Raw genomic sequence first — 14,059 nt, 5'->3', positions numbered from 1 at the left:
GCGGGGACTGGCCGCCCCGCGACCTGGCGAGCACTTTATGTAAGGGATCGAATACCCTGTGTGCCGTGATGGTGGGAGCGGGTCCTCGTGTGCCCCGGAATGTGCCCCGGCCTGTGCCGCGGCTGCTGGTGCTGATCACGGTGCTGGCCGGGCTGCTGCATGTGCTCGGCTGCGCCCACGGTCCGCAGGCCGCCGGGATGCCCCGCACCGACACGGTGGCCGCCGTCGCGGCCACCACCTCGCCGAACGTCCATCCCGCCGGGGCGTCCGTCGCCGCCGTCGCTGCGGCACTGTGTGACCACGGGGCCGCGGTGGAGTGCACCGGGGTGGATGAGCCCGCCGAGGCCGGCCCGCGGGCGGATCTGCCCGCGCCCCCGGCGGCCGACGACGGGCTCCTCCCGGGAGAGGGTGCCTGCCGGCAGGCAGCGAAGAGCCGGGCTAGGTGGTGCGCAGGCGGTGCCCACCCTGCGGAGCACAGCCGTGCGCGCGCCGAGCTCGGGGTGTGGCGGACCTGAGAGGACCGGGCCACCGGCCGCGCCCGCGACATCGCGCGCCCGGTGGCGTCGTCGTCCCCAGCGGTTCCGTCCTCGAACACCCCGGCCCGCCACCGCCCTGACGGGGCGCTGCGGTCCGGCAGGAGATCAGCGCGATGAACTCATCCCTCATGCCCCCTTCCGTCCTGGCCCCGGCCCAGATGCTGTCCGGAGCCACACGCCGCGCCCATACCCCGGCCGCTCTGGTCGGTGACACCCCCGTGCTGTGGGTCGGTGAGCCCTTCTCCAGTGCCGGGCGCGGATTCTGGGCCAAACTCGAAGGCCACAACCCCGGCGGCATCAAGGACCGCACCGCCCTCTTCATGGTGGAACGCGCCCGTGAGCGCGGCGACCTGCTGCCCGGCGCACGGATCGTGGAATCCACCTCCGGCACCTTGGGCCTCGGGCTCGCGCTGGCCGGGATCGTCTTCGGCCACCCCGTCACCGTGGTCACCGACCCCGGCATGGAGCCCTTGGTGTCGGGCCTGCTCGCCGCCTACGGCACCGATGTGCAGACCGTCACGGAGCCGCATCCCGTCGGGGGCTGGCAGCAGGCCCGACGTGAGCGTGTCGGTGAACTCCTCACGGGCCACCGGGATGCGTGGTGTCCGGATCAGTACCACAACCCCGACAACGTGACCGCGTACGTGGGCCTTGCCCAGGAGCTCGTCGCCCAGCTCGGGCGGATCGACGCCCTGGTGGTCAGCGTGGGCACCGGTGGGCACTCCGCCGGCATCGCCTCGGTCCTGCGCGGATTCTTCCCCGCCCTGAAGGTGGTTGCCGTCGACACCTGCGGTTCCACGATCTTCGGCCAGGAAGCCGCACCACGGCTGATGCGGGGCTTGGGGAGCAGCATCTACCCGCGCAACGTCGACTACACCCTGTTCGACGAGGTCCACTGGGTTGCGGCCGGTGAAGCGGTGTGGGCGGCACGGGCGTTGGCCCGCTCCCGGTACGCCACCGGCGGGTGGAGCGTGGGAGCGGTCGCCCTGGTCGCCCGGCATCTCGCCACAACGCTCCCGGCCGAGGCCCGGATCGCGGCCGTGTTCCCCGACGGCCCGCACCGCTACGCCGGTACGGTCTTCGACGACGCCTGGTGCGGGGAGCGCCGGCTGCTGGGATGCGAACCGGCCGCTGCCCCGGACCGGATCGCTCACCCCGGCGAGCGGGTCGTCACACGGTGGACGACGTGCGAAACCGTCCTCGACCCCGCTCCGGCCCCGGCCCGCGACACGGGTGCGGCGAGCCCGGCGGGAGCGCGGCGATGAGGATGCTGTGGACCTCCACCCTGAGCTTCCCGCCCGCGGTACGGCTGTTGATGGTGAATCAGTTCGCCATCAATCTCGCCTTCTACATGCTCATGCCCTACCTCGCCGCGCACCTCGCCGGTGAACTCGGACTGGCCGCGTGGGCGGTCGGCCTGGTGCTGGGGGTACGCAACTTCTCCCAGCAGGGCATGTTCCTCATCGGCGGCACGATCGCCGACCGCTACGGCTGCAAAGTCCCGATCATGGCCGGGTGCGTCCTGCGGACGGGCGGGTTCGCCCTGCTCGGTGTCGTGGACAGCCTGCCCGTTCTCGTGATCGCCTCGGCGGCCACCGGTTTCGCCGGAGCCCTGTTCAACCCGGCCGTGCGCGCCTACCTCGCGGCCGGGGCGGGGGAGCGGCGGGTGGAGGCGTTCGCCACGTTCAACGTCTACTACCAGGCCGGGATGCTGCTGGGCCCGCTGGTCGGTCTCGCCTTGCTGGCGGCCGACTTCCGTCTGGTGTGCGTGGTGGCCGCGGGCATCTTCGCCGCCCTGACCGTACTGCAGGGCCGGTGTCTGCCCGCCCGCCGCGCCGCCGACAGCGGCCGGCCGGGGAGCGGGGTGCTGGCACAGTGGCGCACGGTGGCGGCCAACCGGCCGTTCCTGCTGTTCTCGTGCGCGATGATCGGCTCCTACGTGCTGACCTTCCAGGTCTACCTCGCGCTGCCGCTCGCCGCCGGCGACGCGTTCGGAGCAGCGGGAACGAAGGCCACCAGCCTGCTGTTCGTCCTGTCCGCAGCGGTGGCCGTCGTCGGGCAACTGCGGCTGACCGGCTGGGTGGCATCCCGCTTCAGCGGTGAACAGGCCCTCGTACGCGGGCTCGTGCTGATGGGCCTCGCCTTCGTGCCGCTCGCCCTGACGACGGCGAACGGCACAGCCGTTCCGGACACCATGACGCTGGCCGCGCTGGCGGCCGCGGTGATCGCCCTGTCGGCCGCCGGTGCGGTCGTCTACCCCTTCGAGATGGACACCGTCGTCTCCCTGTCCGGCAACCGTCTCGTCGCCACCCACTACGGCCTCTACAACACCGTGTCGGGTATCGGGATCACTGTGGGCAACCTGGCCACCGGGGCCCTGTGGGGCTACGCCGAGCAGCACCGGGCCCTGTGGCTGGTGTGGACCGTTCTGACGCTGACCGGTGCCGGCTGCGCGGGCGCGGTCCTCGCCCTGGCCCGCGCCGGGCGGCTCGCGGCACCGGCACCCCGGATCGCTCCCGTCTGACCGCGACAGCCGGCCGGGCGGGGTCCAGCACCGTTCGTGGGGGGCTCCGCCCGGCCGTCGGAGCGAATGTGCGATCGATGAAGGAAGCACGGAACGGGCGCGTGGCGTTGCGCCCTTCAGGCGTCGAAACGACCGCGCGAGTCCTCGATGTGGCCGAGGTACTGACGGGTCCAGCCGCACATGGCGTCCACCGTGGCGCGCAGGGCCCGGCCCGGCTCGGTGAGTGTGTACTCGACCCGCGGCGGCACGGTGGGATACACCTTCCGGTCGGCCAGGCCGTTGCGCTCCAGCATGCGCAGGTTCTGGGTGAGCATCTTGTGGCTGATGCCCTCGACCTCGTTCCGCAGTTCGCTGAAGCGCAGGGTGCTCTCCCCGAGCGCCTCGATGATCAGGAGCGCCCACTTGTTGGCGACGTCCGAGAAGATCTCCCGTGCCAGGGAGTCCGCGCGCCTCAGGTCGGCGTCCTCGGGCAGGACTTCGAGTATCTGCTTGCTCACCATCAGGTTCCTCACTCACCGAAAAGTACGTTCTTCCAGGTCGGCCAAGACTCTCCTGGAGTTCCCGGGTAACCACAAGAGAGCGAGGCGGAGGCGATCACGACGGCCACGATCGATCTCTTCAAAGGAAGACACCCCCACATGCACCGAACTCCGATCTCCCTCGGCAGCCCCGCAGCCGCCGGGATGCTCGCCCTCACCGTCCCCCGGTCGGCACACGCGGCAGAAGGCGTCCTGATCATCAACGGTCAGGTGTACGAGAACTCCAGTGGTTGCTACGCCGCGAGCGATCCCGCGACGGTCACCGACGACACCGACACCCACGCGGAGATCCTCTCCGACTCGCACTGCACCCAGGGGCCGGTGGGCACCGTCCACGGAGGCGACCAGCAGTTCGTGGCTCCCGGATCGGGCGTCAGGATCAGCTGACGAGTCCCCGGCCCGCTGACCCTTGGGGTACCGCGTGGGCGACGCCGAGGGGCGCCGGGAAAGGACGGAACGACGGTCTCGACGTCGTCCGGGGGCCGTTGGCCCCCTTGGGCCCGTCCCCCTGACTCCACGCGGACCCGCGGACCGTCCGGGCGTAGGCTTCGCTCAGCATGCACGCGACAGGGGGCGGGGCGGAGCACATGACGGCTGAGCCGGCACAGAGGTGGGGTTCGACCCTCGATTCGGTCATGGTGTACGCGCAGGGCGCGGTCTGCCGACGCCTGGCCCGGGGGAGCGCGTCGCCCGACGGCCGGGTGCGGGTGACGGGACTGCCCCGCTCGCTGGACCCGGGTTCGCTGCGCACCCGGGTCCTGGGCCCGCCCGGTGTGCGCGTCACCGAGGCGCGGGTGGAAGTCGAGGCCGAGCCGCGCGGTACGGGCACGCCCCACGAGTTGCGGCGCGAGTTCGAGCGGCTGAGCGACGCGTACGCGGCGGCGCAGGGACACCGGGACCGACAGCTGAAACGGATCGAGGAGGTCAGGGCCCTCCACCCGGTCCCCCCTGCCCGCAGACGCGAGGACCCGTACCGCAGCACCCCGGTGGACGCGTGGCTGGAGCTCGCCGCATTCGTCGACGAGCGGCTGACGGGACTGCACAACCGCCTCGTCGAAGCGGAGGAGGCCCTGCGCGATGTCGAGCACGAGCTCGGCGTCGCCGCCGACAGGCTCGACCGCGCCACCACCGACGCGCCGTCGGCGCATGTGGAGACCACGGTCTGCGCGGTCCTGACCCTCGAAGGCGCCGACGACACGGAGGTGGAACTGGAGCTGGAATACGGGGTGCCGGGCGCCATCTGGGTGCCGGCCTACCGTCTTGCCCACCGTCAGGGCGACGGCAGCGGCCGTCTGGTGCTGCGCGCCTCCGTCGCCCAGCGGACCGGCGAGGACTGGACCGGCGTGCGCATCGCCCTGGCCACCGCCGATCTTCGGCGCCGCACCGATCTGCCCAGGCTCCGCTCGATCCGGATCGGACGGAGTCAGCCCGCCCCCACGCCTCCTGGCTGGCGGGAGCCCCCGGCCGGGCTGGCCGGCCTGTTCTCCGGGTACGACACGGCAGGCCCCCGCCCGGTGACCGCCGGACCCGTCGCTGTCGGGGCCGGCTTCGCGTCGGCGAGCGCCGCCGGAGGCTCCGGGGCCGCTCCTGTTCCGCCCCCGCCGCCTCCACCGTCGGGTTACGGCGGTCCAACGGCACCGCAGGGCTTCGGCGCTGCCCCGGAAGCCTTCGGCGGCGGGATGCCCGCCCTCGCGCCTCCGGCCGGGGCGCGACCGGGCGACAGGCCGCGTACCGGCGGCAGGCCCTTCGCGGGTGCCCCCGCCCCCATGGCTCCCGCGGCTTCCGCCCGGTCCGCGCCGCCGCCCCCTCCGGCACCCGAAGCCGGTCCGCCGCAGCCGAGCGGCGCCGAGCTCGACTACGCCGCCCTTGCCCTGTGCGGCCCCGACGAGCAGAGCGGTCGCAGAGGACGGCTGTTTCCGAACTCCCCCTTCGACCCGGTGGCGGCCGAGTACCGCCGCCGCGCCGAAGCGGTGTCCACGCTGCCGCTGCCCGGACAGGCGGTACGCCCCCGCGAATCGGCGGGATCCTTCGACCACCGCTTCGATGCCACCGCCCGCGCCGACATTCCGTCGGACGGCATCTGGCACACCGTCACCGTCGGCGAGATCCCGGTCGGTCTGCGTACCGAGTACCTCTGCGTGCCGTCCGTGGAGCAGACCGTGTTCGCGACCTTGGTGCTCTCCAACGCCACCGACCAGGCACTGCTGGCCGGCCCGGTGGAAGTCACCGTCGACGACGAGTTCCTGCTGACCGCCGCACTGCCCACGCTTGCCCCCGGCGGTGTCCGCCGGGTGGGGCTCGGGCCGGCCGAGGGCATCCGGGTCACCCGGCGTACGAACCTGCACGAGTCGACCTCGGGCCTGCGCAACAACACCACCGTGCTCGACCACCGCGTCCATGTGGAACTGGCCAATCGGCTCGCGAGGCCCGTCACCGTGGAAGTCCGCGAGCGGGTCCCGGTCACTTCGGAACCGGACGTACGGATAGAGGAACGGGCCGACTGGGCGGCACCCGACGAAGGCACGGGGCCCGATCGGCATGCGCCGGGCACCCGCGTCTGGCGGCTGGACCTGCCCGCAGGCGCCACTGCCGCCTTCGACGGCGGCTACGAGATACGCATCCCGACCGGCAAGGCCCTGGCCGGCGGCAACCGCAGGAGCTGACACACACCATGTCCACGGCCCCGAAGCCGATCGCCCTCCCCGTCACCGCCGTCACATGCCTCGAAGACCGGGCCCACATCGAACGCACCGTCGTGCTCGACCTGGAGGCCGGGGTCCAGCGGCTGCGTCTCGGGCCGGTCAGTGCGCTGGCCGTCGACCGGACCCTCCACGCCGAGCTGACCGCCGATCACCCCGCGACCGTGCTCGACGTGCGGATCGTCCGCACCTGGACACCGCGCGGGCCGCTGTCCTCCACCGACGACGACTCCGCCCTGCGCCGGCGCGTACACACCCTCGAAGAGGAGCGGCTGACCCTGGGGCAGCGGCGCGACCGGCTGCGGACCCGCCTCGACCTGCTCGGCCGCCTCGCCGCCGATCTGCTGCGGGAGATCGGCGAAGGAGCCGGCTCCGGGGAGAGCGACCGGACACGCTGGTCCCGCGAACTGGACCGGGTGGACGATGAGCGCGCGACGTACGGCGAGCAACTCCGCGGCGCAGAGGCCCGGCTGGCCTCCCTGAGCGCCGAACTCGGTGAGGCCGAGCGGGTCATGCACCTCGCGGAGGAGGAGCCCGCCGAGTTGGCCGGTCATGTCGAGCTGACCGTGGAGGCGGCGGTCGCCGGGCCGGCCGGGCTGCGCCTGAGCCACCTCACTCCGTGCGCGTTGTGGCGGCCCGCCTACCGGGCCGTGCTCGACGGGGGCTCCCTGACGCTGGAGACCGATGCGATGGTCTGGCAGCGCACCGGTGAGGACTGGTCGGACGTACGGCTGACGCTGTCGACGGCCCGCTCGGCGCTGGCCACCGAACCGCCACGGCTGGACGAGGACCGGCTGACGCTCACGGACCGCTCCGCGGCGGAGCGCCGCACCGTCGACGTCGAACTGCGCGAGGAGGAGATCGGGGCCCTCGGCCCGGCCCCGGTGCTCGGCCTGCCGGGGGTGGACGACGGCGGCGAGGCACGAGTGCTGAGACCCCCCGCGCCGGTCTCGGTGCCCGGTGACGGCCGCGCCCATCGTGTGGCGCTCTCCGCGTTCACCACGGCCGCGCCCGGTGAGTACGCGTGCTCACCGGAGTTGTCCCCCCTGGTCACCCAGGTGGTGCGGTTCGACAACCTGTCCGGCCACGCACTGCTCGCCGGGCCCGTGGACCTGGTCCGCGGCACCGGCTTCAGCGGCCGCGGCACGCTGGACTTCACCGCCCCCGGCGCCCCCGTCGAGCTGGCGTTCGGCAGCTGTGACGACTTCAGGGTGGTCCGGCAGGCCGAGGAGTCCCGCAACTCCGTCGGCATCAGCCAGCGGACCGTGGTCACCCGCACGGTGCGGCTGCACCTTTCCCGGTTCTCCGCCCCGGGGGAGCACGACGAGCGAGTGGTCGCCCTACGGGAGCGGATCCCGGTCTCCGAGGTCTCGGCGGTGGACGTACGTCTTCACAAGGACGCGTGCGCCCCGGCCCCCGACGTGGTCGATGCCGAAGGCATCGCCCGCTGGGACGTCACCCTTCCGCCGGGCGGCCGTCGCACGGTCACCCTGGTCTACGAGTTGTCGGCGAGCGCGAAGGTCACCGGACTCTGAGTTCGGTGGGTCGCCGCACGCCTGCTGATGCGGCGTGATGCGGGAGAGTCGGCGCCTCTCCCGCATCACGCCGGTCGAACGCGGCATGCCGGGCATCTCAGGACCTGGACGACAGCTTCGTCGAGAGGCGGAAGGCTGCGCGGGGGGAGCCGGCTCGTCGTTGCCTCATCGAGCGATCGCCATGCCGAAGGGCACTGGTCCCAGCGCACGGACGAGACTGCTGACCATCAGCACGAACGCCTCGGGCACCCGGGCGGCCCGCACGTCCCCGAGGTCGATGATCCACTCCGGCGGCCAGCCCAGCTCGGCAAGCAGACCGCGGACGACCTTCTTGGCGTCGGCATCGTCGCCGGAGACGAAGGCGCAGGGGGCGATGGCCAGTTCGGCCGGGGCGGCCATGACCGACTCGTGCATCGTGTTGAGGGTCTTCACCACGCGCACGTCGGGCAGCGCCCGCTGAATCTCCTCGGCGAGGCTGCTGCCCGGATACAGGGGCGCCGATGCGAAACCGGCGGAGTCGAGCTCGGTGGCGTTGGCGATGTCGACCAGCACCTTGCCCGTCAGCTGTGGGGCGAGGCCGGTGAGCGCATCCAGCGACGCCGAGCCGGGCATGGCGTTGATAACTACCTCGGCCGACCCGGCCGCGTCCCGCGAACCAGTGACCTGTATCCCGGAACCGGCCCAGCCGACGGCCGCCCTGTGCGGGTCGCGGGAACCCACGATGACGTTGTGCCCCGCCCGGTGCAGTGGGCCGGCGAGGGCCCGGGCCACGCTGCCGGAGCCGAGGAGGGTGATCGTCGTCATGGTCTGTTCGCTCCTTGATCAGACAGGGATTGCTCATGAGCAAAGCTAGGCGGCGCTACCGTTGGCAGGGAGTACGCACTTCAAAGTGGCCGACGCACGCGAAGGGATGCCATGACCACGCGCTCTGCCGGTCAACGACACGCCGAGGCGCGCCTCTCGCACCGGGCCCGCTTCACCAGTTGTCCGACCAATCGGGTTCTGGACCGCATGGGCGAGAAGTGGGTCGCTCTCATCCTCAAGGAGCTGGCCGAGGGCCCGCGCCGATACGGAGAGCTGGCTCGTGCGATCGCAGGGGCAAGCCAGAAGATGCTCACGCAGACTCTGCGTCGCCTGGAACGCGATGGTCTGCTCTCTCGCACGGTCACCCCGGCCGTGCCGGTACGCGTGGACTACGCGCTCACCCCCCTGGGGCAGAGCCTGGTGCCCGTCATGCAGGCCGTGACCCGCTGGGCCGAGCAGAACATCGAACAGATCGATGTCGCCCGCGAGGCACACGATGCCCAGCAGCACGGAATGACCAGCCCCGGCACTCGCCCGACCCGGTACTGACCACCTCGGCACCGACTTGACCGGTGCGGAGAGGCTTACGGAGCCGAGGGACCGAAGCCATCAGTCCTCGCGGCGGGGGCACGGCGGCTCCCGGCGCTCGGGGGTTTCCGCTCCCTGAGGCAGTCGTCCACGGCGTCGCGTGTGCAGTCACCGCGCCCGTAGACGCTGTGACCCGCACCCTCGTACGGCAGCAGTACGGTCGTGCCGCGCGTCTGCCGGTGCACATTGGTCGCCCACGCGTAGTCGTTCGCCGGATAGTGCGGCGAGTGCACCATGAGGTTCCTCGGCGACTCCGTGATGCGCAGGCGGTGTTGCGGGTGGGTCCAGCAATTCCGTTGAGTACGTGCCCGGTTGGCTTCCTCCGACACCTCGTGTATCGAATCCGACGATGCCGAACCTCCGCTGAACGTCCGCGCTGAAGTGGGCCATGGCACGCCGTACGGTGAAGTCCGCCCCCGAATCGCCCGGTCCACCCGGGTTGACCAGCAGCGCACCGACCCGGCGCTCCGCATCGGTCGCCTTGCGGCGGGCCACCGCGAGATCGAACCTCTCGGCGTCCGGGCGTGCCCAGTCGATGGGCAGGCGCAGGGTCCCGCATTCCGCTGCGGCGTCCCGGGGGCACGGTTTCGCCCCTCTTGAGCCCGGCTCCCTCCCGTGTTCGCGTCCGCCCACACACCGGCCCTCCTGCGAGGGCTCCGAGGTCCGTCGCCGAGTACCAACGCATCCGAGGGCGTTGTCACTGCGAGGTGGTATCCATGCCGCATGGACATTGATCAAGCTGACCCTGCCGAGCTGGCGGCGCTTCGCGCGGCGTTCGATGTCGATGGGGGCGACGGGTCGGCTCTCGGCTGGGAGGCAGTCCACGCCTTCGAGGCGGATCACGGAATCGTGCTGCCCGAGCCGTATCGGACCTTCGTCGCCGAGATAACGGACGGTTCGTACTCGGGGCCGCCCGAGTACGGGCTGCTGCCGGTGGCGGAGCTGCCCGACGACTGGGGCGATGACGAGCGGGAACGCGACTTGAGCAAGCCGTTCCCGCTGGCGGCGGCATGGATGTGGGAGGAGGAATCGGACCGGGCCGATGATGCCGACGAGATCTTTGAGCAGGTCTGCAACCACGGAACGGTCGTGCTCGGCACCGACGGGTGCGCGATGAACTGGCATCTCGTTGTCGCCGGACCTCACCGGGGGCACGTCTGGCTGATCACTGACGTCGGAGCAGCCCCTTTCGGCGAGCGGTTCGGGTTCACCACCGCTGAACCCGGCTTTGCCGGCTGGGTCCAGCACTGGGCAGCGAAGAAGCCCTGGTATGACGCCGAGTGACTCTCCAGGAGTGGAGCGGAGGCGGCGTCGCATCAGGTTCTTGAGGGCGCCCCCGCCTCGTACCAAGAAGTCCCGCACGTGTTCGTACGGCACTGCCGGAACAGGGTGCTGAGCCCGAAGAGGTGCTCGTCCAGGGCGCATTGCGGGAGCTGTTCGGTGAGGCCCCTGACAGCCCGGCTGCGGGCACCTGCGGTGCGGCGGGCAATCCCGCGTGCGGCAGAAGACCGGAGCTCTGCGGGCGGTGTGCTGTCTCCCGGTGGCGGTGCTATCCGTTCTCGGAGGAGCGCCCGTTCCGCTTGTTCCACGGGATGTGGACGGCGAGCATGTCGCCCACCGTGCCGACCACGTTGAACGCGAGCCAGCCCACGCCCTTCAGTACGCGCACGACGGCGGAACCCGCAGCCTCTTCCATGCTCTGATCCCCTTCGGTCCGTCCCTGTGGCTTGTTTCGATCCTGTAGACGGGTTCCTTCGTCACCTGGTTGCCCGGGAAAGCGGATTCGCCACCGCCCCACCGCCCATCAGTGCCTGCGCCATGGGCGAACAGCACAGCTCCGCGTACCCGGCATCCAGCTCGCAGGGCCCCGTTCGCCGCCGATCTGCCCGCCGCGGTCTGCGCCCGCACTCTCGTCCTCCCCGTCACCTCACCGCGAGCCGCCGCCCGAGGCAAGGGGCGGACGGGCAGCCGGGATCAGCCGAACGAAGAGTGCAGGAGATCTCTTTGCCGAGACGCGTACACCGGCTCAGGCAGCGAACCACGGAACACGGCAAGCGTGGGGCGCCATTCCTTCCGGACACAGGGCTTTGATCACTGTCTTGCGGATCGCTCGCCAAGTCCGCAGGGAACACTCCACGTGGACGCGCAGCTCAACCGCTTCCCGCTCGCCGCTGTTGCGGCCAGGGTGTTCGAAGGCCCACTGTTCCGCCAGAGAGCCGTACATCTCCGCGGTAGTGAGGTCGCTGTCAGGGTAGGTACGTGCAACGTCCGCCCTGATGATGCGGGTGCTCCGGGAGGCTGCGGCACCGTCGACCAGCTCTCTGACCCATGCCAGTCCCTGCTCGTCCGCGTACAAGCCGAACCTCAGAATTCGCGTCGTCATGATGGCACAAACCTACTGATCACCAGCCTCCAGCGACAACGTTTGACCCACCGTGACCGCCGGCAGGGCAGCCTGGGACACCTGCACTGTCTGCCAGGTAGTGCTGCGCAGCTCATCCACTACATCCTCAGCGTTGCCTCACACCCTCACACCCTCACGCCCTCGCACCCTCACGCCGGAGCTGTGCGGAGCGAGCCGAGCGTGTGCACCCCTCAGGGCGCACGTGCTCAAGCGGTCCGGCCTCCCACGCGCGGGTCGACCGGTGTGAGAACCCCGAGCCGGTCCTCGATCGCCTGGGCCGCTTCCAGGCACAGGTCCTCCCGGAACGCGCGCCCGACGATCTGGACTCCGGAAGGGAGCCCGCCGACGGTCCCCGTCGGAACGGCCACACCGGGTACGCCCACGAAGCTGGTCACGGTGCACAGACGCATTCCCGACCCGACCCGCTCCCTGCCCGACCTGTCACGCGACTCCAGCCCCGGCTCGACCGGTGGCTCGGTGAAGACCGGGCCGAGCAACAGCGGGTACTCGTCGAGGAATTCGGCCCATGAGCGGCGGACGTTCATCCAGGTGCCCATCAGTTTCATGAACTCGGCCGCGCTTGCGGGCGGGGTCTGCTCCATCATCATCTCGATATAGCGGTCCCCGCCCTTGCCGAGCAGCTTGCGGACCATCGGCCAGGTCGGGGCGAACTCGGTCACGGTGATCCGGCCGTACGCCTCCAGGGCCTCGTCCATACGCGGTACGTTCGGCACCTCGCGCACGTCGTACCCGGCGTCGCGGAGCGCGTCGGCCGCGGTCGTGACGGCTGCGCGGACCGTGGGGTGGACGCCGTGACCGCCGGGGTCCGCCACCACCGCGACCTTCACCGGCCCGGCGAGCGGTTGGCCGTAGGCAGGCACCGGCACGGCGCGTGGGTCTCGCGGATCAGTCCCGGCCAGCGCCTCGTAGGCAAGCCGAAGATCACCCACGTTCCGGGCCAGCGGGCCGTCGGTGACCAGTATCTGGGACGCCGGCCCGGGGTCCTCCGGGCCGAACACACGGTGGTCGGCGGGGAACCGGCCCGTGGACGGCTTCAGCCCGGCCACGCCGCAGAACTGGGCCGGGATACGCACCGAACCGCCGGAGTCGTTGCCGAGTCCGAGCGCCGCCATGCCCGTGGCGACGGCCACGGCGTCGCCTCCGCTGGAGCCCCCCGGGGTCCGGCTGCTGTCCCATGGGTTGACCGTGTCGCCGAACAGCTCGCTGCGCGTGTGCATCCCCGCCAGAATCAGTGTGGGGATATTGCTGTGCCCGATGGGGATGGCCCCGGCTGCGCGCAGCCGTGCCACCGGGGGTGCGTCGGCCGACGCCACCAGATCACGGAAGCGCTCCGTGCCGAACGTGGTGGGCACGCCTTCGACGGCGGTGCTCTCCTTCACCGTGAAGGGGACGCCCGCGAGGGGCCCCAGCGCTTCACCGGCGGACCGCCGACGGTCCAGTTGTGCCGCGGCCTCACGTGCGCGCTCCGCCAGGAGCTGTGTGACCGCGTTCATCCGCGGGTTGACCTCGGCGATGCGATCCAGATGACTGTCGACCAGTTCGACAGCCGAGACCTCCGCGCTGCGCACAGCTTCCGCCTGCGCGGTGGCCGGCATCTTCCACAGGGCGTCCTGCATGGCTCTTCCTCCCTCATCCACGTACCAATGCGCTTGCATCGGAACCGTACCCCTGGAACCGATACGAGCGCATCGCATAAAGTGCGACGCAAGGCGGAGCGCTGTGAAACGAAGGAGGCGACCGGGCATGCCCAGGCAGGTGGATCATGTGAGCCGACGCCGTCTCATCGCCGAGGCGGTCTGCGACCTCGCCGACGAGCGCGGGCTGGAGGGTGTGACCCTTCGCGACGTCGCCTCCCGCGCGCAGGTGTCGATGGGCGCTGTTCAGCGGTGCTTCCGTACCAAGGAAGAGATGCTCGTGTTCGCGCTCGGGCACATCGGCGACCGGATCACCGAGCGCGTACGGGCCCGCCTCGTCAGGAGCCCGGCCCAGTCGGCCGGCACCGCGCTGGGGCACGCGGTCACCGAGATCTCACTGCTCAGGGAAGAGCACCGCGCCGAGGCCAGGGTCTGGCTAGCCTTCGTCGCGCAGGCGGCTGTCAGCGAGGCGCTCGCCAAGACGCTGAAGGCGAACTACGCAACCCTTCAGGCGACGTTCACCCGTCTCATCTCGGAAGCCGGTGAGGGCACCGACCGCGCCGTGCCCCTCGACCCGCAACGCGAGGCCCGCACCCTCCTCGCCCTCGCTGACGGGCTCACCGCGCACGTCCTCATCGGCCACCTCACTCCGCACGGGGCACACGACGTCCTCCATACACACCTGGCCAACCTCTGGGAGCAACCGGGCCGGCCTCCTCGCGCCGCCCCGGAGCCATCGTCGTAACGCAGTGTTCCTTTGAGCAGCCGAAGGAGG

The 14,059-nt window shown here is 71.2% G+C and carries 15 protein-coding genes; 9 read left to right on the top strand and 6 right to left on the bottom strand.

From position 1 onward, the window contains the following. Nucleotides 1–113: 113 nt before the first annotated feature. The 3 genes from OG251_RS02375 to OG251_RS02365 all read left to right on the top strand — a co-directional run bounded on the left by OG251_RS02375 (nucleotide 114) and on the right by OG251_RS02365 (nucleotide 3,060). Nucleotides 114–515 (top strand): hypothetical protein, encoded by a 402-nt coding sequence (locus OG251_RS02375; protein WP_326675336.1) that lies wholly within the window; start codon nucleotides 114–116, stop codon nucleotides 513–515. 134 nt (nucleotides 516–649) lie between these two features. Continuing rightward, nucleotides 650–1,801 carry a PLP-dependent cysteine synthase family protein gene (locus OG251_RS02370; protein ID WP_326675335.1) on the top strand — a complete coding sequence of 384 codons (1,152 nt, stop codon included), beginning with the start codon at nucleotides 650–652 and terminating at the stop codon, nucleotides 1,799–1,801. Further along, on the top strand, nucleotides 1,798–3,060 hold the full coding sequence (locus OG251_RS02365; RefSeq protein ID WP_326675334.1) for an MFS transporter: 1,263 nt from the start codon (nucleotides 1,798–1,800) through the stop codon (nucleotides 3,058–3,060). Before OG251_RS02370 ends, OG251_RS02365 begins: the two co-directional genes overlap by 4 nt. A gap of 116 nt (nucleotides 3,061–3,176) precedes the next feature. Here the strand turns inward: OG251_RS02365 and OG251_RS02360 are convergent, their stop codons facing one another. Beyond that, nucleotides 3,177–3,560, bottom strand: coding sequence for a winged helix-turn-helix transcriptional regulator (locus OG251_RS02360; protein WP_326675333.1), 384 nt, complete (start codon nucleotides 3,558–3,560; stop codon nucleotides 3,177–3,179). Between the two features lie 138 nt (nucleotides 3,561–3,698). Between OG251_RS02360 and OG251_RS02355 the strand changes: the two genes are divergently transcribed. The 3 genes from OG251_RS02355 (at nucleotide 3,699) to OG251_RS02345 (ending at nucleotide 7,833) form a co-directional block, all read left to right on the top strand. After that, nucleotides 3,699–3,986 (top strand): hypothetical protein, encoded by a 288-nt coding sequence (locus tag OG251_RS02355; RefSeq protein ID WP_326675332.1) that lies wholly within the window; start codon nucleotides 3,699–3,701, stop codon nucleotides 3,984–3,986. 200 nt (nucleotides 3,987–4,186) lie between these two features. Further along, complete coding sequence (locus OG251_RS02350; protein ID WP_326675331.1) at nucleotides 4,187–6,262, top strand: DUF4139 domain-containing protein; 2,076 nt, start codon at nucleotides 4,187–4,189, stop codon at nucleotides 6,260–6,262. Nucleotides 6,263–6,270: 8 nt separating this feature from the next. Continuing rightward, a complete protein-coding gene (locus OG251_RS02345; RefSeq protein WP_326675330.1) occupies nucleotides 6,271–7,833 on the top strand; it encodes a mucoidy inhibitor MuiA family protein in 1,563 nt (520 codons plus the stop codon). 165 nt (nucleotides 7,834–7,998) lie between these two features. On the opposite strand, the gene OG251_RS02340 is transcribed toward OG251_RS02345, so the two are convergent. Beyond that, on the bottom strand, nucleotides 7,999–8,637 hold the full coding sequence (locus tag OG251_RS02340) for an NADPH-dependent F420 reductase (protein ID WP_326675329.1): 639 nt from the start codon (nucleotides 8,635–8,637) through the stop codon (nucleotides 7,999–8,001). A gap of 111 nt (nucleotides 8,638–8,748) precedes the next feature. Here OG251_RS02340 and OG251_RS02335 point away from each other — a divergent pair, with 111 nt between their 5' ends. After that, on the top strand, nucleotides 8,749–9,186 hold the full coding sequence (locus OG251_RS02335) for a winged helix-turn-helix transcriptional regulator (RefSeq protein ID WP_326675328.1): 438 nt from the start codon (nucleotides 8,749–8,751) through the stop codon (nucleotides 9,184–9,186). A 35-nt stretch (nucleotides 9,187–9,221) separates the two neighbouring features. On the opposite strand, the gene OG251_RS02330 is transcribed toward OG251_RS02335, so the two are convergent. Then, on the bottom strand, nucleotides 9,222–9,461 hold the full coding sequence (locus OG251_RS02330) for an alpha/beta hydrolase (protein ID WP_326675327.1): 240 nt from the start codon (nucleotides 9,459–9,461) through the stop codon (nucleotides 9,222–9,224). Nucleotides 9,462–9,948: 487 nt separating this feature from the next. On the opposite strand from OG251_RS02330, the gene OG251_RS02325 reads away from it, so the two are divergent. Next, nucleotides 9,949–10,509 (top strand): SMI1/KNR4 family protein, encoded by a 561-nt coding sequence (locus tag OG251_RS02325; protein WP_326675326.1) that lies wholly within the window; start codon nucleotides 9,949–9,951, stop codon nucleotides 10,507–10,509. Nucleotides 10,510–10,774: 265 nt separating this feature from the next. Here OG251_RS02325 and OG251_RS02320 read toward each other — a convergent pair whose 3' ends face one another. From OG251_RS02320 to OG251_RS02310, 3 genes are all read right to left on the bottom strand, one after another. Beyond that, a complete protein-coding gene (locus OG251_RS02320) occupies nucleotides 10,775–10,921 on the bottom strand; it encodes a hypothetical protein (RefSeq protein WP_326675325.1) in 147 nt (48 codons plus the stop codon). 330 nt (nucleotides 10,922–11,251) lie between these two features. Further along, complete coding sequence (locus tag OG251_RS02315; RefSeq protein ID WP_326675324.1) at nucleotides 11,252–11,608, bottom strand: hypothetical protein; 357 nt, start codon at nucleotides 11,606–11,608, stop codon at nucleotides 11,252–11,254. A 227-nt stretch (nucleotides 11,609–11,835) separates the two neighbouring features. Next, nucleotides 11,836–13,266, bottom strand: coding sequence for an amidase (locus tag OG251_RS02310; protein ID WP_326675323.1), 1,431 nt, complete (start codon nucleotides 13,264–13,266; stop codon nucleotides 11,836–11,838). Between the two features lie 127 nt (nucleotides 13,267–13,393). Between OG251_RS02310 and OG251_RS02305 the strand changes: the two genes are divergently transcribed. Then, complete coding sequence (locus tag OG251_RS02305) at nucleotides 13,394–14,029, top strand: TetR/AcrR family transcriptional regulator (protein ID WP_326675322.1); 636 nt, start codon at nucleotides 13,394–13,396, stop codon at nucleotides 14,027–14,029. Nucleotides 14,030–14,059 lie beyond the last annotated feature (30 nt).

The sequence above is a fragment of the Streptomyces sp. NBC_01237 genome, assembly GCF_035917275.1.
Lineage (GTDB): Bacteria > Actinomycetota > Actinomycetes > Streptomycetales > Streptomycetaceae > Streptomyces.
The sequence above is the reverse complement of the archived record's forward strand: the minus strand, read 5'-3'. Positions and strand labels throughout refer to the sequence as shown.